The 16,709-nt window shown below is 56.2% G+C and carries 12 protein-coding genes; 6 read left to right on the top strand and 6 right to left on the bottom strand.

Annotated features, from left to right (window positions below):
- Window positions 1-4: 4 nt before the first annotated feature.
- Together NKF25_RS05260 and NKF25_RS05255 are read right to left on the bottom strand one after the other, a co-directional pair.
- A complete protein-coding gene (locus NKF25_RS05260) occupies window positions 5-328 on the bottom strand; it encodes a hypothetical protein (protein ID WP_253225654.1) in 324 nt (107 codons plus the stop codon).
- Between the two features lie 477 nt (window positions 329-805).
- Entirely contained in the window at window positions 806-1,051 is a 246-nt protein-coding gene (locus NKF25_RS05255; protein WP_253225653.1) for a PRC-barrel domain-containing protein, read from the bottom strand.
- Window positions 1,052-3,037: 1,986 nt separating this feature from the next.
- Between NKF25_RS05255 and NKF25_RS05250 the strand changes: the two genes are divergently transcribed.
- Window positions 3,038-3,838: a transcriptional regulator FilR1 domain-containing protein gene (locus NKF25_RS05250; protein ID WP_253225652.1), complete on the top strand. Its 801-nt coding sequence runs from the start codon at window positions 3,038-3,040 to the stop codon at window positions 3,836-3,838.
- Window positions 3,839-3,957: 119 nt separating this feature from the next.
- A complete protein-coding gene (locus tag NKF25_RS05245) occupies window positions 3,958-5,193 on the top strand; it encodes a complex I NDUFA9 subunit family protein (RefSeq protein ID WP_342766308.1) in 1,236 nt (411 codons plus the stop codon).
- An 896-nt stretch (window positions 5,194-6,089) separates the two neighbouring features.
- Here the strand turns inward: NKF25_RS05245 and NKF25_RS05240 are convergent.
- A complete protein-coding gene (locus NKF25_RS05240; protein ID WP_253225651.1) occupies window positions 6,090-7,154 on the bottom strand; it encodes a thioredoxin domain-containing protein in 1,065 nt (354 codons plus the stop codon).
- Window positions 7,155-7,596: 442 nt separating this feature from the next.
- Between NKF25_RS05240 and NKF25_RS05235 the strand changes: the two genes are divergently transcribed.
- A complete protein-coding gene (locus tag NKF25_RS05235; RefSeq protein WP_253225650.1) occupies window positions 7,597-8,928 on the top strand; it encodes a glutamine synthetase family protein in 1,332 nt (443 codons plus the stop codon).
- Here the strand turns inward: NKF25_RS05235 and NKF25_RS05230 are convergent.
- Window positions 8,925-9,629 (bottom strand): helix-turn-helix domain-containing protein, encoded by a 705-nt coding sequence (locus NKF25_RS05230; RefSeq protein WP_253225649.1) that lies wholly within the window; start codon window positions 9,627-9,629, stop codon window positions 8,925-8,927. The two genes, NKF25_RS05235 and NKF25_RS05230, sit on opposite strands and share 4 nt — an antisense overlap.
- Before the next feature lie 193 nt (window positions 9,630-9,822).
- Between NKF25_RS05230 and eat the strand changes: the two genes are divergently transcribed.
- The 3 genes from eat to NKF25_RS05215 all read left to right on the top strand — a co-directional run bounded on the left by eat (window position 9,823) and on the right by NKF25_RS05215 (window position 14,317).
- On the top strand, window positions 9,823-11,355 hold the full coding sequence (gene eat / locus NKF25_RS05225; RefSeq protein ID WP_253225648.1) for an ethanolamine permease: 1,533 nt from the start codon (window positions 9,823-9,825) through the stop codon (window positions 11,353-11,355).
- Between the two features lie 99 nt (window positions 11,356-11,454).
- On the top strand, window positions 11,455-12,894 hold the full coding sequence (locus NKF25_RS05220) for an aldehyde dehydrogenase family protein (protein ID WP_253225647.1): 1,440 nt from the start codon (window positions 11,455-11,457) through the stop codon (window positions 12,892-12,894).
- Between the two features lie 229 nt (window positions 12,895-13,123).
- Window positions 13,124-14,317, top strand: a complete 1,194-nt coding sequence (locus tag NKF25_RS05215; RefSeq protein ID WP_253225646.1) for an iron-containing alcohol dehydrogenase — start codon at window positions 13,124-13,126, stop codon at window positions 14,315-14,317.
- Between the two features lie 58 nt (window positions 14,318-14,375).
- Here NKF25_RS05215 and NKF25_RS05210 read toward each other — a convergent pair whose 3' ends face one another.
- Both NKF25_RS05210 and NKF25_RS05205 read right to left on the bottom strand, forming a co-directional pair.
- Complete coding sequence (locus NKF25_RS05210; protein ID WP_253225645.1) at window positions 14,376-15,095, bottom strand: maleate cis-trans isomerase; 720 nt, start codon at window positions 15,093-15,095, stop codon at window positions 14,376-14,378.
- Entirely contained in the window at window positions 15,092-16,246 is a 1,155-nt protein-coding gene (locus tag NKF25_RS05205) for a hypothetical protein (RefSeq protein ID WP_253225644.1), read from the bottom strand. Before NKF25_RS05205 ends, NKF25_RS05210 begins: the two co-directional genes overlap by 4 nt.
- Between the last annotated feature and the right edge of the window lie 463 nt (window positions 16,247-16,709).

The following is a 16,709-nucleotide window of genomic DNA, read 5'->3' as shown; positions in this document are numbered from 1 at the left end:
CGGTTTATTCGGGATTCGAACTCTCGTTCAGTTCCGTGTTGTTCCGTATCGATTGACTGTTCGGACTCCGTCGTTCGAGCACTATCGTGACGATCCGAATGGTGACGTAGGGGATAACGACGGAAAGCGTGGCGATTCCAGCAATCGCCGCGACCACTACAGCAAGGACCGGGGCCGTGCTCACCAACAGTCCCACTACCAGGTACAGGGGGAGTCCGAGTAGGGTCACGACGACCGCGTCTATCGAATCCTGCTGCCCTGGTGGCGGACGACCGGTACTCTGATGGCTCTGTTCGTGGGGTAATCGTTTTCGGGGTGGTTGTTTCATAGATATCTACTCGTGCAGTCGGTTGAATCGATTCGCGGGCGATACACCGTCTCTCAGCGCAGCGATACCGCTAACGCGTATCAGGAACGCCTCCCACCAGCAGCCCCGTCACCGTTTTTAGACATGGCGTCCGTCAGGTTCGAAATCGGTTTTCGTGAATCGGTTTTCTATCAAGTCCAGTCTTCATAGCGACTGCTGCTACGTGTACGGACCACAGCGTGACCGATGCGTAAACCGAGAAGCTCCTTACTCCGGGGAAAATCTCATGATTGATGACCTCTCGTATCACTTCCGTCGTTTCAGAATGTTATAAAATCGTATTGAATGTTGGTAGCCAGCCACATACTGCAAAAAGCGATCGGACGACCAGCGACGACGACAGTGGTTGCTCTCATCTGCGTCTCATCGAGCAGTCACCGCCGGAAACTCCGTCTCCTGGTTCATCGTGACGACCGTCTTTTTGATGTAGACGGATAATCACAATTCTACGACGATATAGTCATTGACGGCGTGAATCCGATCGATGGGCAATTCGAAGAAATCGTTCTCATCGACAGCTATATCGATGCTATCCTGATCGGCGGTTTCATCGGGGTCGATAACGAGGTGCAAGAGTTCCCCCACATTCACGTTCGTTGTAATATCAGAGACCTCTCCCAGGGTAGTTCCATGCGTTCCGATGGTTGTCATCCCGATCAAATTAGTAGCGAAGACATCTGCCATACTATCTTGTATTGGTGTATACTATTCAAATATTCCCATACAACCCCGACGAAATGTTCGAACTGCCGAGGGATTCGAAATCCATGTTCGGCCAAATTCGTGATCCAATCGTCTCACTGTTCCCGACGTAGGGAATAACCCAACGAGCGTTGGAAATGGGCCTTCCGGGTGGGGAAATCGCTACTGGGAAAACGAACGGGGGTGGAATCGAACCACCGGGGCCACGAGGTGGCCGCCATCGACGCGGTGTCGATGGTGCTTCTACCAACAAGCAACCCGTTCTCCTCGGATATCTCTCCATCGAAGCGTAGATTGGCTATGCCAGGAGAGTGGGCACAGCCAGGCTAGCGTATGTTTGACGTGCGACATGGCGTTGTTTGCTCAGCGATGCTCGAACGCGTAGGAACCTGGCGATAGAGTCCACGTCCTACGGCGCTCGCATTGCAGTCAATGGCCGCATCCGGTATTGTTATGCGGTTCCTTCTGTTGAGATTTCTACCACGAACGGAATGAAACAGTCTTCACGAAACTGTCTGACTGGATCGACAAATCCTCGAACAGACACGTCGAAACTCGATCGAACACGAAAATATCGCAGTCGAACCCGTTGCTGGACGGGTTCTCACTATCTTCGACGGTAGAATGTGAATGTTTCCCCATCTCGGAGTCGTTCATATCGGTCTACTAATGAAATTATGTGGATAATTACAAAGAGATAGCCAAGGGAATTACGCTCCTTGGAACACATTCTCCCGTCGTACTGTGGACCGAGGTCGCTGACGATCGATTCGGAAAGATTCGAACACTCATGACACGAATACGAAACCTCGTTATCGGTGGTGTACTAGTGATACTCGTTCTCGCCGGAAGTGGATACTTCGCGGTGACGAGCGGGGCAGTACCGAAACCAACCGCTGGCGTTCAGGACTTCGGAGATTGGGGTAGCGTCACTCCTCACCAAACCGAGGTCGTTACCACGTTCTGGACAACCAACCCGTACCCCATCGATTTTACAACTGGCAACACACTGCACGCACGCTACTCGATTTCTCTCAACGGAGTCACCGTTGCGAAGGGAACTCGAAACAGGGTCGACCTTCCCCGCGGGAACACGACACAAACACAGTCTACATACATCCAAAATGACCGGCTGAAGGACTGGTGGGTGAATTTCATCGAGGCGAACGAAACGATCCATGCGACTGCTCAGGGGACCCTTCACATCGCTACGCCCGTCAAAAATTGGTCGTATCACGTCTCAAAGACGCATACCCAGTTTGCAAACCAAGCACCCATTCTCGATTCGCTCTCACACGCCGCCGCAAAAACGGAAGGGAAGTACGTCCGTACTCGGCGGGTCGACGTTGGTCCTGTTCATCGGAACGTGACCGTCGGCGCGGAGGTGCAGGACGTCGAGACGACGCTGGGGCGAGTCAATCGGAATCGGACGACGGTCCTAGTGCGATTTCGAATTCACAATCCGAGCAAGACGGTTCCGATCGTCGTCGATCCAACCGGACTCAGAATGAGAGCAGACGTAAACGGCATACCCATGTTTCACTCGGGAAGCGGTGTCCTTTCAGCGAACGCGACGAAACGGAAGCTTCTATTGCCGGGGGAAACCCGGGACGTCGTCATCCCGGTCACGATGAACAATGACAAAGTCGATGACTGGTTCCGATCGCACGTTCGTAACGATGAGCGTTCCACCATTGCAGTCCATACACAACTCGTCGTTAACCCGCTCGGAGTCGGCAAACCGATTCGTGTGCCCGACGGGGACGGTATCACCTATCGATGTACCATGCAAACTGCCATTTTCGAGGATAATCAAACGGCCAAAACGACGTGTGGATGAATCACTCGGTTGCAGGCAGGGCCATTCCTCCTGCTCGAATCTGCCTCGGTGATTGCAGTTCCGTCGACCCCGTTCTGCTATCGAAGAGCAACTTATTTTTTGGAAGTGGAAGCGTAGTGACCGCTAGGATGTCAAACGATCTCGCTCGATTCCTCGCCGGTTCTCCGGAACGCCGAGAGTTGCTCACTCATCTCAGGAAACAGCCCGGATCGCCAGCGGAACTCGCCGACGTACTGTCCCTCTCCCGGCGGAGCATTCAACGCCATCTCGGTCAATTCGTCGAACGTGGCTGGGCGACCAAAAGCGGTGGCACGTATCGACTCACGACGATCGGTGACTGCATCGTCGACGAACACACGACCTACTTGAAGGCGTTGGACCGAATCGAGACGTTTGGGCCGTTTCTCAGGAATCTCCCCGATATCGAACACTCTCCCGATCCACGGTGGTTAGATGGCGCTTCCCTCGTCACAGTCTCCCCCGAAAATCCGCAAGCACCGATCCATGCATACCTCGAACGCGTCCGGGAGTTCGACTCCGACCATATTCGAATGATTTCGCCGGTTCTCAGCCGGTTGTTCCACGACGTCCACGCCGAACTAGCACTGGATGGCGTCCACACCGAACTGGTGATGGCCGAAGACACGATCGATCGAGCACGCAGTCTGAATCCGACCGAATTTAAAATCGTCGTGAGCGTCGGTGTCCTCGACCTCTACCGGTATCCGAATAGCCTCGGGTTCGGCCTCACCCTCGGTGACGACCAGCTTCTAATGGGGGCATACGACAGTGGAGGCCACCTCGAAGCGTGCGTCCATTCGACCGATACGGAGTTCCTCCAGTGGGGCGAGGAATTGTTCGAACGGTACCGCGGACAGGCCGATTTGATCGAGCCCTCGTTTTCACTCCCGTTTTCGCTCGGACCCTGAGGAGTATCACGCGGGTTTTGCAGGAACGATTCGCCATGGACGGTGACTGGCGGAGACGCCACTGATTGGCACGTACGTCGGCAGATATCGTAAATTGTCCCGCAGATAAAGCTATGCGTATGAACGTCCTGGTCGTCGGCGGTACCGGATTTATCGGTACTAACGTCGTTCGCGAATTGGTGGATCGAGGGCACGCGGTGACCGTTCTTGCGCGTGCGGCAGAGAACGATCTCCCCGCGGACACCGTTCGAGTAGCGAATGGAGACGTGACCGAGTACGGTTCGATCGAAGGAGCGTTCGCCGAGCAAGAAGTCGTCGTCAATCTCGTGGCCCTTTCGCCACTGTTCACGCCGGATGGCGGGGAAGGGATGCACGAGCGCGTCCATGCTGATGGCACCGAAAACGTGGTCGAAGCGGCAGAAGCACACGACGTCCGGAAACTCGTACAGATGAGTGCCCTCGGTGCGGATCCCGATGGCCCGACGGCCTATCTCCGAGCGAAAGGTGCGGCGGAACGAACGGTTCGCGACGCCGCTCTCGATTGGGTACTCATTCGTCCATCTGTAATCTTCGGCGACGGTGGCGAGTTCATCGACTTCACGAAGATGCTCACGACCCCATACGTAACCGGCCTCCCGGGCGGTGGAACGACCCGTTTCCAACCACTGTGGGTCGGCGACCTGGCCCCGATGCTCGTGGATGCGGTCGAAAACGACGAGCACGACGAGGAAGTCTACGAACTCGGCGGTCCGGACGTACTCACGCTCGCCGACGTAACACGGTTGGTCTACCAAGCCGACGGTACGTCGATCAGGGTCGTTCCGATACCGATGGTATTCGTCAAACTCGGGTTACACGTCGGTGACAAACTTCCGGGGTTCCCCATGGGAACCGACCAGTATCGGTCACTCCAGTTCGACAACACGGTCCGAGAGAACGACGTTCGAGCATTCGGTCTGGAAACGGACGACCTTCGTTCGCTGGCCGAGTATCTCTCGAACGGGACAGATGGACAGCAGTCGCCTAACACCCGATCGGCGTGGACGGCAAGATCGACCCTGCTTCTATTCGCCTTCCTAGCGCTGACGTGGCACCTCCCCGATGTGGTCGATATCTACAGCTATGGGGAACTCCCTCGGGTGTTATTCGTCCCAGCGTACCTCCTCATGCTCGTTCTGTATGATAATCTCTGGGGGCTTGAGAACGTCGTCTACGCCATCGATCCGATCGTTCCCGGTTCGGGGAGGTATCTTTGGGACGCCGGTCTCATCGTAACGTACTACCTGTTCGCTGTGGCCGTGACGTGGCTCGGACGGCGTTTCAAACCAAGCCGGCACACGATCACACCATCCTGAATACAGACGTGCCACCCCGATGGTCCTTCCGTCCCCGTGTACCACTTCTATCGCAACACCGTCCGTAAGCACGGTTGCCATCGACAAAGACATCGACGACGGAGCGTTCGATAGTTTCGCTCGGAGAACGACGAAGACGATGGCGAACCGGCAAACCGTGACTGGAACGGACCCGGTAACTATGAGAGGATTATATCGGTTCCCGCCAGTCGAAGACGAGCCAATGATAGGCAGTCTCGAACTGCCGCTGTGTAAGTAGTACAGCCGTGACTGTTACGATCAATAGCGTCGTAAAGATCGCCGTCAGTGGGACCAGTACGACCCTTTCAGCGACACTCCCTTCCGGAATGGTTGTCGAGACGTCCATATACATTGATATAAATCGCGCTGGTAAGTGTTTTGTGTTTTTGTTATCCACCGCTTGTATCACGCTTCGGCAAGAATTGCACGGTTCGTGGAACGGAAAGACATGTTGGATTGGTAACCATCCACAAAGCTTATTACTGATTGACAAGAGGGATTGATATGAGAATCGTACCTCGCATCCACCACCTCTTCGTATCTGATGATCGATCAGATACCGTCGTTGAGTGTCGGAGGTGTGGAAAAACGCTCTGTGGGACTGCCGAAACGTGTCCAAATTGTGGTTCCGATTCTATTTGCCGTCTCGAAATCTCGTAACCACCGGTCGTTTGTCGATTCTCTGGGAAATTCGTCGACGCTGATCACCGGACGACTTCTCAATCAACATCGTATAAATTGTGACAGCCAGTAATGTATTTTCTGAGGAATTGTTCACAACAGTTTGAGATTGCAGTTTACCACTATAGATTGCGCTTCAAATTGGAATAGATTCATTTTGCTTCACAAGACGGGTCGATCACCTCGGAGGATAATCAGACAGGGTTCAAGATGATACGGCAGATCTCTCTGATAGAGATCGTTTCATTTTGAACGTCATCGGTACTTGGCTCGGAGCTATCGATGGGATTATCCTCGTCGTTCGTCGATGCGTCCTTCGATTTAGACGTCGAACTCTGAGTCTCCGCCGCCGAGGACTGACTTCCTGCCTTCGAGGATTCGGATGACTGATCGGAATCCTCCTTCGTCCCTCCTGCCGTGGTATCCTTGGAGCTATCTTCGTCATTACTAGACGACTGAGTGTCTTCGGAATCCGTAGAGTCGGATGCAGCATCCGAATTCGACCCATCCTCCGAGTTCGATGTATCGTTCGAATCCGTGGATTCCGACGAACTTTCGGACGTGGTCGTTTCTTCGGGCGAGAAGTCACTCGCACTCGAAAGCTGACCTCCGATCCAGTTCAGTAAGGTATCGGTATCGTGATGGGGAGCGATCGTTTCCCCATCGAGAACCATCGTTGGAGTGAACGTGACTCCGTAATCACCGGCATCGTAGCGGTTTTCTTCCACAGTATCATCGAATCGGCCGGAGGAGGCGCGGTCGATGATCGTTCCTCGATCGGAGACGTCTGCCGTCTGCATGCGGCCTTTCATCTCGCTGAACGAGACGTTTCCGGAGATGAGACCCGAAAACATGTAGTCGAAAAATTGCCAGTAATCGTCCGGCGAGACGTCCCAGACGCTCAATGCGGATTCAGAGATCAGCGGATCGCTATCGGAGATGTAGTAGGTCGAGGTACCGTGCGAGGATGTCCCCGGCGGTTGGTATGCGAGCGCCCGAAACCGTAGGTTCATTTCACCGGATGTGACGTATTCGTTCAGTACCGCTTCGAGATTGCCCTCTCGGACGAATTTTTGGGTGAACGGGCATTTGAAGTTGCCATATACGGTCGCGGTGGGATTGTTCGGATCCGTTCCCATCGTCGCGTACGTAAGTTCGTCGGTGTCGTTCGGCACCGGCGCTTCGGGAATTGCCGTTTCCGCGCTCGCGGGTATGGCGCCACCGACTCCGATCGCTGCGAGAACGCCCGTCGTCTTCATAAATGTCCGTCGAGATGGATTATTCTTTGACATCGACTGGGTGGAATCACCGGTTGGTTATAGACCCGCTCGGTCGTCCAGATGAATTTCGCTGTTTTGAACTCTTGCGTGACTGTTCGAACTCATTTTCGAACAGTTCATTCGTTATTAACGATATTAAATGCAGTCTAAACCGACACTATTGTGCGGATTTATTATCAATATGGGAAGTGGTCTGAAACGGGGTACAGTTAGTACGGCAGTAGAGAACTCACACGGTCGAATACGTGCTTTCGGTCGGTCTATCCGTCTGGATACGCCGCCCGTAGTCGTCCTCCGTTCCGTTTTCGTCGTGGAAGTAGTATTTCCCGCGTCTGCATTCAGCGCCGAAGTCGATTATTAATAAATCGCAAGTTTGGGGGTAAACACATATGCCCCGATACAACGATGAGAAAGCGTCCCAATGATTTCCCTTTCAGATTACGAAACCATACGCCTGGTCTGGACCGACATCAATGGCGTTGCACGCGGAATCTCCCTCTCCGGTGACGAAGCCGCACACGCGATCGAAGAGGGAGTCGGGTTCGCCAACGGGGTCGCCGAACTGACCCTCGAACCTGGACTCCTCGACGACCCGAAATACGGTGCCGAAGCGGGCGACATGATGGCGGTCCCCGACGCCGACTCCGTGATGCCGATAGAGTGGGCCGACGACACGGCAGCGGTCTTCACGGACCTGACCAACGTCGATAGCTCACGCTTCGACCTCTGCAGCAGGAGTGCGCTCAGGAGCGTCCTCGAAGACCTCGAGTCGGAGGGATACACGGCACTTGTCGGTGTCGAAACCGAGTTCTCGCTCCTGCGTCCGGACGACGATGGTGGATGGGTCCCCTACAACGACCGCTGTTCCTACGACCTCGATGCCCTCGACATGGGATCGGACCTCATCCGCGATTGGACGAACGCGATGGAAGCAGCAGGGGGCCACGTTCTCGGTGTCCATCAGGAATCCCAACCGGGGCAGTACGAGATCAACATCGAGTACGACGAGGCCCTGCGGACGGCGGATACCGTCATGTTTCTCCGCCATATGCTCAAATCCGTCTCGCGGCAGCACGGATGTAAAACGACGCTCATGCCCCGACCGCACTCACACGAGGACGCCAATGGGATGCATCTCCACCTCAGTCTGTGGGACCGTACGGGGTCGGAGAACGAGTTCAAAAGCGACACCGACGATATCCGCTTTCCCGCGGGAAAGCATCCCGCCGGGGAGTCCGGGCTTTCCGAGACGGGACGGCATTTCGTCGGTGGCCTCCTCGAACACATGAAAGCGCTGACAGCGATCTGTGCTCCGACTGTCAACTCGTACAAACGGCTCCTCCCGGGTATCTGGGCCCCGGTCAATATCGCATGGGGACCGGACAACCGTTCGACGGTGGTTCGCCTACCCCCCGAGCTCGATTCGGCGACGCGTATCGAACACAGGGTACCCGACTCGTCGTGTAACCCGTATCTCGGCCTCGCAGCCTCGCTCGCGGCTGGGCTGGACGGTATCCGAAACGAGATCGATCCGGGAGAGCCAACGATCGAGAATGCCTACGACGAAGGCTACGAGAGTCTCCCCCGTACCCTCTGGGCGGCACTCGAACACCTCGAGAACGACGAAGTGATCGAGGATGCCCTCGGTTCGGCGCTCGTCGAGGAGTTCATACAGTTAAAGCGGGACGAGTTCGACCGATCGATGGACCACGTGACCGAATGGGAACGCGAGGAGTATCGGGACGAGTTCTAGTCCTTTGCGGGTTGGTCCAGCATCGGACCGATCGCTTTCAGAATCTTCGCCTCCGAGAGGCGAAGATGTTCTCCGACGGTCGAGACGCCCGTCGGGTCGTGTTCGGCTAAATCTTTGAGTTTACACGAACGGGGGGAGTCGTAGTATCCTTCTTCTATGGCGAGCGAGAGCACTTCGAGTTGCCGAGCGGAGAGGTTCTGTATCGCTTTCTTGACTTCGAGGAGTCCCATGAACATTCCCTCGAACTCGGGGGAGTGCAGCGAGTCGATCTGTACGGTGCCTAGTTGCTGTAACTCCTCGTGAGCGCGACTCACCTGTTCGTGCGTCGGGGCGAGGACGTCCCAATGTTCCCACCCATCGGCGACGGTCGCCGGTATCGTCGGGAAACAACTGTTTCCGAGTAGTACGTTCAGTACCGGTTCGGTCTCGGTGTCGTAATCGCCTTCTAGACAGACGACGCCCCGGTTGGTGGCGCTGGTGAAACTGACGAGTCGACTCGTGTTCATCACCGGATGGTCCTCTAGCCAATCGACGAGGTCGTCGATCTCTCCGTCTTCGACCTGCGTCACCTCGATCATCGTGACGCTCGTTCCGTGAACGAGATAGGAGTAGATGATGGATGCACGCGCGTTCGGGAACGCATCGTTGAAACTGTTGGTCCAGCATCCCTCGTGCTTTATTCTAAACGAGTATTCGATCATGGCGGAAATAGAACCAGCGTATCCCTATATGGTTGTGGATAACTGAAAATTTTGAAATATTTCATCGGCGTTGATAGCCCGGACGACGAATTCTGCGCCAACGTCTCCGCACGGACTCGGCGCGCGCTGATAAGTGCTCCCAAAATGCCGGAGATACAGTTTAGGAGATCATAGATAATTCAGAGTTGGAACAATGTCAGATAAAGAAGGGGGTAGCGTTACGTACAACGATGTGGATGATAGTTATTTCGAAGATCGTGGCTTACGGCGGCATGCGAAGATTTGGTCGCTGTGGGCACTCGGCGTCGGTGCCGTCATCTCGGGCGATTTCTTCGGCTGGAATTTCGGTCTCGCTGCCGGTGGGTTCATGGGCCTCGTCATCGCCACGGTCATCATCGCCGTCATGTATCTGGGCCTCTGTTTTTCCATCGCGGAAATGGCACCAGCGCTGCCTCACACCGGTGGAGCCTATTCGTTCGGACGGACGGCCATGGGTCCCTGGGGTGGCTTTATCACCGGCTTGGGTGAGAACATGGAGTACATCATCACCACCGCTGTCATCGTCGTCGGTATCGGCGGTTACATGAACTCGGTTACGCAGGCCTTGCTCAGTTTTTCGATGCCCGCGCCGGTTTGGTGGGCGATATTCTATGGTATTTTCGTCGGACTCAACATAGTGGGCGTCAAGGAAAGCTTCCGGTTCACCGTCTTCATCACCTTTCTCGCGTTGGGCATATTGGCGGTCTTTTTCATCGGTGCGATTCCGCACTTTTCGTTCGACTGGGCCCTAAATGTGCCTGCTGATTCGGGTCAGAGCAAGCTATTACCGAAAGGCATCAAGGGTATCTTCCTGGCGTTGCCGTTCGCAATCTGGTTTTTCCTCGCGATCGAAGAACTGCCGCTTGCGGCGGAAGAGGCACACGATCCGGAACGTGACCTGCCCAAAGCGACGATACTGGGCATCGTGACGCTGATCATCACGGCGTTCCTGACGTTGTTCCTCAACAGCGGCATCGCACCCGGTGCGGCAAAGGTCGGCCAAGCGGATAATCCGTTGTTCTTGGGCTTCAAAACCATATTCCCCGGCAGCGTCGGTGCGGCGTTGCTCTCGTTGATCGCCGTGGCAGGATTGGTGGCGAGCTTTCACGCGATCATCTTCGCGTTCGGGCGTAACATCTACTCGCTGTCCCGGGCGGGATACTTCCCACAGTGGCTCTCCGTCACCCACGACGAGCGAGATACGCCACACGTCGCTTTGATCGCCGGTTCGTTGATCGGCTACGTCGCGGCGCTGTTGATCTGGCTCACGCCGAGCGACAGTCCTGTGGGAGCGGTCCTGTTGAACATGGCGGTGTTCGGCGCCATGATCTCGTATATCATGCAGTCGTTGGCGTTCATCCTGCTCCGGCGAGAGTATCCGAACCTCAGGCGACCGTATCGGAGTCCGGTCGGCGTGTTCGGTGCGGTGGTCGCAATCGTTATCGCGGCCGTTACCTTCGTGTTCCTCTTCCTGAACCCGTCGTATCGGTTCGGCGTTATCGGAGCGGCGCTGTGGTATGCGGGTGGGATCATCTATTTCGCTGTCAGGGGTCGCCACCGGCTAGTGCGGGCACCGGAGGAGGATTTCGCTCTGAACCAGCAGAACGCGGCGACGAACGACGCCGCCCCCGATATGGCCGAGCGGCGCGATTCGACGGGCGACACCGTTCGAGAACCCTCCGAGTGATCCGACTCCCCGTCTGCTGGCGGCTCTCCCGACGTATTTTATAAACAGTCCCACATCACCCGGGAAATATTTAGGCCGGATCCGAGGGTTGTGACCGGTATGCACAGCTACGAGATGCGAATCGACGGGCAGGTTCGAGATGGGACCGAGCGTTCCGTCGAAAACCCCGCCACGGGAGAGACAGTCGGTACCGTCTCGACCGGAACACGAACCGACGCGAGTGATGCGATCGAGGCTGCGCGGAGTCTACGAAAGGAGTGGGCGGAGAGCGACCCCGCCCGACGAGAACGTGGATTACGTGCCGTCGCCGAGCGGATCGAGGCGGATCGGGACGAACTCAGCGAACTCCTCGTCGCGGAGACCGGGAAATGTCTCGGCACGGCCGAAGGCGAGGTCATGGAAACCGCCCAACAGTTTCGCTTCTTCGCGGGCGTGGTGGACAAGGTTCGAGGTGACACGATCCCAACTTCGACGAATCGACTCAACTACACGAAACGGGTCCCCTACGGCGTTACCGCACACATCATCCCGTGGAACTATCCGCTCCTGTTGGGGTCTCGGGGGATTGCGGCCGCCCTCGCCACGGGAAATACGGTCGTCGCGAAACCACCGAGTCGAGCACCGCTATCGACGATGTGGTACGGGAATATTCTCGTCGAGGAGTTCCCCGACGGCGTCGTAAACCTCGTTCCAGGGTCGGGGCGCGAGGTTGGAGCGGCCCTGAGTGATCATCCCGGTGTCGATCTGATCACGTTTACCGGTTCGACTGCGGTCGGTCAACAGGTGCTGGAGGCTGCGGCAGCGAACATCACGCCGGTCGACCTGGAACTCGGAGGGAAGGCTCCGGCGGTCGTCCTCCCCGACACCGACGTCGAGAACGCGGCACGCGGCGTCGCCCGAGGAATCTTCTCCAATGCCGGGCAGAATTGCGTCGCTACCTCACGCGCCATCGTCCACGAAGACGTGAAGGCGGAATTCACCGAACTCGTGGTCCGGGAAGCGGAACGTATCTCCCTCGGGCCGGGGGGCGATCCGTCGACTGATATGGGGCCGGTCATCTCGGCGGGAGCACAGGACGACATTCTCGGCTACATCGAAGCGGGACGGGAGGAGGGGGCGACCCTCCGAACCGGTGGGAATGTCCCGGACGATCCGGAGTTGCAGGACGGATACTTCGTCGAACCGACCGTGTTCGATGACGTGACGCCGGACATGCAAATTGCGCGCGAGGAGATATTCGGCCCGGTACTCTCGATACTGAGCGTCGAATCGGTCGATGAAGCCGTCGCCGTGGCGAACGACTCGCCGTACGCGCTGGCGGCGTCCGTCTGGACCGACGGGTTGCACGCCACCCGTATCGCTGACCGACTCGACCACGGCCTCGTCGCAGTCAACACGTTCCCCGTGTCGATGCCCCAGAGCCCGTGGGGAGGGAACAAGGAGAGCGGTCTGGGACGGGAAGGCGGTTACGAGGGTGTCGAGGCGTTCACCACCGTAAACAGCGTCGTCGTCGAGCACGGCGAGATGGAACCCTATTAACCACGTCAGCAGGGCGACGGACGTCAGGGAATCGAACAAGGATGAAACCGATTCCCGCTCAGTGTACTCCCCGAACGAAGAAATCCAAGCGAGCCGCCGTGACTATTTAAATACTCATAGGTATGGGGAGTAACGGGTATGAATCGAATACTGGTACTATCTACTCCGTAACCGGAACGCTGCACACAGTGCCGGATTCACGATACTCATAGAACACGGTGCCATAACAATGACACAACAATTAGCGGAATGGAACGTCCCGAATAGGATCCTGTTTGGTCGCGGAGCTTCAGACGAAGTCGGTTCGTACATCGACCGATTCGATGCGGAACGTGCGCTCGTCGTGACCGACGAAGGTGTTCGCGAGGCGGGCGTTCTCGAACCGGTACTCGAATCGATCGAGGAAGCCGGAAAGGAGTATGCCATCTTCGACGGTGTTCAGCCGGATCCGACTGACACAGTCGTTCACGAGGCAGCGGATGCCTACGACGACGCCGACGCGAACCTCATTCTCGGAATCGGTGGTGGGTCGTCGTTGGACACCGCAAAAGCGGCATCGATCATCGCAGCGAACGACGGCCACATTCTCGACTACGAAGGGAGTGGAAACGTCCCGGAATCCCCCCCACCGAGTATCTACATACCAACGACGTCCGGAACCGGGAGCGAGGTCGGTCATTGGTGTATCGTGAAGGACTCCGAGACCAACGTCAAAGAGGAAATCGGGGACGTGAAACTCCTCGCCGACCTCGCGTTGATCGATCCCGATCTGACGGCGAGCGCACCACCGCCGGTAAAAGCGGCGACTGGAATGGACGTGTTGACGCACGCCATCGAAGCGTACGTATCGATCAAGGCACAAAGTCAGACCTCCGCTATCGCGCTCGATTCGGTCGAGAAAGTCGGCGAATTCCTCCCCCGTGCCGTCGAGTACCGTGACGGCGACCCCGCTGCGCTCACGGCGATGGCGAGGGCAAGTATGCAGGCCGGGATGGCGTTCAACGGCGCTGGATTGGGCGCAGTGCACGCGCTCTCTCACCAAGTCGGCGGTCAGTTTGGTGTTCCACACGGATTGGTCAACGCGATCATCCTTCCGTACGTGATGGAGTACAACCTGCCACAAGTTCCCGAGGAGTTCTGTACTATCGCGGAGCGCCTCGGCGAATCGATCGACCGCAACCGCCGAACACAGCTAGAGGCCTGCAAAGCCGTTCGTGCGGTACGCGAACTGGGTGACTCGGTCCGGATCCCCAGGACGCTGAACGAGACGGCGGCCGAACGCGAGGCGATTCCTTCGTTGGCAGCGCAGGCACTCGAAGACGGAAGTCTCACCGGAAATCCTCGTTTGACCGATGTGGACGACATGGAGAACATCCTCGAACGGGCGTTCGACGGCGTATTCGAGTACGAATCGCGCCTGTGAATCCCCGTCGGGGGTAAAACTCACGCGTTCTTTGCCATCTCCGCCGACAACCGAACTTTCAGTGTCGAAAGAGGGATCCCAACTCGATCTCGGAATAATCGACGTCGATTTTCCGAAGTGCATTCCACAACGTCGCCTGATTGCTCGTTATCACTGGTTTATCCAGATCCCGTTCCAATCGGTCGATGATCTCGAACGTTCGATACCCCGTACAACTGATGAATATCGCGTCCGCATCCTCCCGGTTCATTTCCCGGGCTTGTCGATATGCCATCTCCGGGTGGTGGGCACAGATTTCTTCGTCGGTCCGGCATCCCAACCCGTATATGTCGAGCACTTCGTAGCCTGAATCCTCCAAGAAATCGACTTCTAGCTCGTTGAGCTCCGGTATGTACGGAGTCGCAACTGTAAGCGATTCGATATCGAGTGCGTCTAACGCCCGCTTGATCGACGCCGCCGTCGCAACCGCAGGCACACCGGCCACCGTTTCGATCCGTCGTTCGATCTCCGTTTCGAATCCCTCGCCTTCGAGTAGGCTACCGGTCGTACAGGAGTAGGCGATAACGTCGACATCGGTCGTTTTGAGCAATTTTGCACAGCGCTCGACATCGGCCGACATTCGCTCCAAGGTTTCCGCGTCGGCGACTCCATCCTCAAGTAGCATGCGGGCCGCGTGTACGGAGACGCCATCGGGTGTGTGCCGGAAGTACTCTCCCTCGCTCGTTCTGTCGGACGACGTTACGACGAGTCCGATCCGATTTCTCCACCCGTACATCATTCGGCCTCGATGCCGCTACTTTGGGTTTCGGCACCGCGTTCTCGCCAAAACTCGCGCTTCCATGCGGGATTCGATAGCCGATAGAGTCCAACGGTGAGCAAGGGAATCACGAGTACCGCGGTGAACAATACGGCCAGAATCGGATACACCTCACTGACGAGGCTGATGATACCGATTCGGGAGAGCGCGATCGCACCGAGGAGGATCAGTAGTCCTACTGACCCACGTTCCAATGACGAGAGACCGTCCCTGGTGGCAAAGAACCGATGATCTGACTCTTTAATATCCTCATCGATGCGTTCCGTGATGGAGTGAACGAATCCGACACCGGTTTCGGTCAACGTCCATCCGATCGCGATTCCGTAACACACCAACAGAACGGGCGGATCGAGCATCTCCAACCATGGCACGGACGCACCCATCACATCGCCGTTGGGATAGTACGCCAGCAGGGATAGATACGATAGAACGAGGGGAATCCCAAGCATGAATGCGCTCAGTACACCGGATACGACCGCTTCCGAACGGTTTTCCATCCGGTCGATCAGGAACAACGGTGGAATAAATCCGATGAGCGAATATCCGGCGTAGATCAGCGCGGATTTGATCGCGGCAGCGACGCTCGGATCGTTCACGTATGCCGTACTCCCACTTCGAAGGATATCGAGGGCCTGTCCGCCGTTGGTTGCGAGGACGTATCCGAACATGGCGAGATACACCGCGTAAATGAACGTCGTCCCGTAGACGCTAAATCGCTCGATGGCTTCGCGTCCGAAGTAGAGGACGAAGAAGATGAATCCGATGAGAAGAACGTTTGCCAAGAACACCGGAACGCCGAGGATCTGATTCATCAGGTTACCCCCTGCGGAGGCGACGACTGCGATAATGACGACGGCGAGAATCACGTAGATCGCCTCGAAGACGGGCCACCCGTGCCAGATGAGGTTCTTCATGAGCGATTTATAATCATAGAGGTCGAACCTCCTCGAAAACTCGTAAACGAGGGCACCACAGATCGCAAGCACCGTCACGTAGGTGAGAATCGCGACGCTTCCAAGCGCCCCATACTTCGCTACGTACTCCACCACCTCCCGGCCCGTCGAAAATCCTCCTCCAACGCTTACCGATTGGAAGACGATCGCTGGAACCATGATCCGTCGAAATCGTGATTTTGTGAGGTATGCGAACACAATCCATGACTCGTGAGTATTGGATATTAAGGTTTTTACGCCAATTTTATGAAATTCATGTGGTGATTGGCCCATATAGACTCCGATCCTAACGAACATTTATATGGCCGAGTTCCATTTTTACTCCGTGACACCACCGCTAAATCTCACCCCCTTAAATACTGTACGGCAAAATTGGTGCCCTCATCGAGAATTCCCATATAACTGTCCACCGCATCAAAACGCGGCATATCGCTTGTGCTCGGGTAGCAAGGGTTTCGGAGACGGGGATTCCGCTCCAAAAAGAATCTCCATTGGTGCCAACCGAGGTTTAAACCAGTTCGGGTATAGCGAACATATTAGTGGTGTCCAATGTTATCTATGGGCATGGAAAATCAGAATGGAACATCCTCTTCGTCGGTATCGACGACCGAGACTTCCTTAG

Origin of the sequence: Haladaptatus sp. AB643 (assembly GCF_024136975.1) — an archaeon.
Taxonomy (GTDB): Archaea; Halobacteriota; Halobacteria; order Halobacteriales; family Haladaptataceae; genus Haladaptatus.
The sequence above is the reverse complement of the archived record's forward strand: the minus strand, read 5'-3'. Positions and strand labels throughout refer to the sequence as shown.

Excerpts from the sequence above, each read along its gene's own strand:
- NKF25_RS05205 (WP_253225644.1), bottom strand. The coding sequence starts at position 16,246 with ATGGTTCCAGCGATCGTCTTCCAATCGGTAAGCGTTGGAGGAGGATTT.
- NKF25_RS05240 (WP_253225651.1), bottom strand. The coding sequence starts at position 7,154 with ATGAAGACGACGGGCGTTCTCGCAGCGATCGGAGTCGGTGGCGCCATA.
- NKF25_RS05220 (WP_253225647.1), top strand. The coding sequence starts at position 11,455 with ATGCACAGCTACGAGATGCGAATCGACGGGCAGGTTCGAGATGGGACC.
- NKF25_RS05250 (WP_253225652.1), top strand. The coding sequence starts at position 3,038 with ATGTCAAACGATCTCGCTCGATTCCTCGCCGGTTCTCCGGAACGCCGA.
- NKF25_RS05215 (WP_253225646.1), top strand. The coding sequence starts at position 13,124 with ATGACACAACAATTAGCGGAATGGAACGTCCCGAATAGGATCCTGTTT.
- NKF25_RS05210 (WP_253225645.1), bottom strand. The coding sequence starts at position 15,095 with ATGATGTACGGGTGGAGAAATCGGATCGGACTCGTCGTAACGTCGTCC.
- eat (WP_253225648.1), top strand. The coding sequence starts at position 9,823 with ATGTCAGATAAAGAAGGGGGTAGCGTTACGTACAACGATGTGGATGAT.
- NKF25_RS05230 (WP_253225649.1), bottom strand. The coding sequence starts at position 9,629 with ATGATCGAATACTCGTTTAGAATAAAGCACGAGGGATGCTGGACCAAC.
- NKF25_RS05255 (WP_253225653.1), bottom strand. The coding sequence starts at position 1,051 with ATGGCAGATGTCTTCGCTACTAATTTGATCGGGATGACAACCATCGGA.
- NKF25_RS05245 (WP_342766308.1), top strand. The coding sequence starts at position 3,958 with ATGAACGTCCTGGTCGTCGGCGGTACCGGATTTATCGGTACTAACGTC.
- NKF25_RS05260 (WP_253225654.1), bottom strand. The coding sequence starts at position 328 with ATGAAACAACCACCCCGAAAACGATTACCCCACGAACAGAGCCATCAG.
- NKF25_RS05235 (WP_253225650.1), top strand. The coding sequence starts at position 7,597 with ATGATTTCCCTTTCAGATTACGAAACCATACGCCTGGTCTGGACCGAC.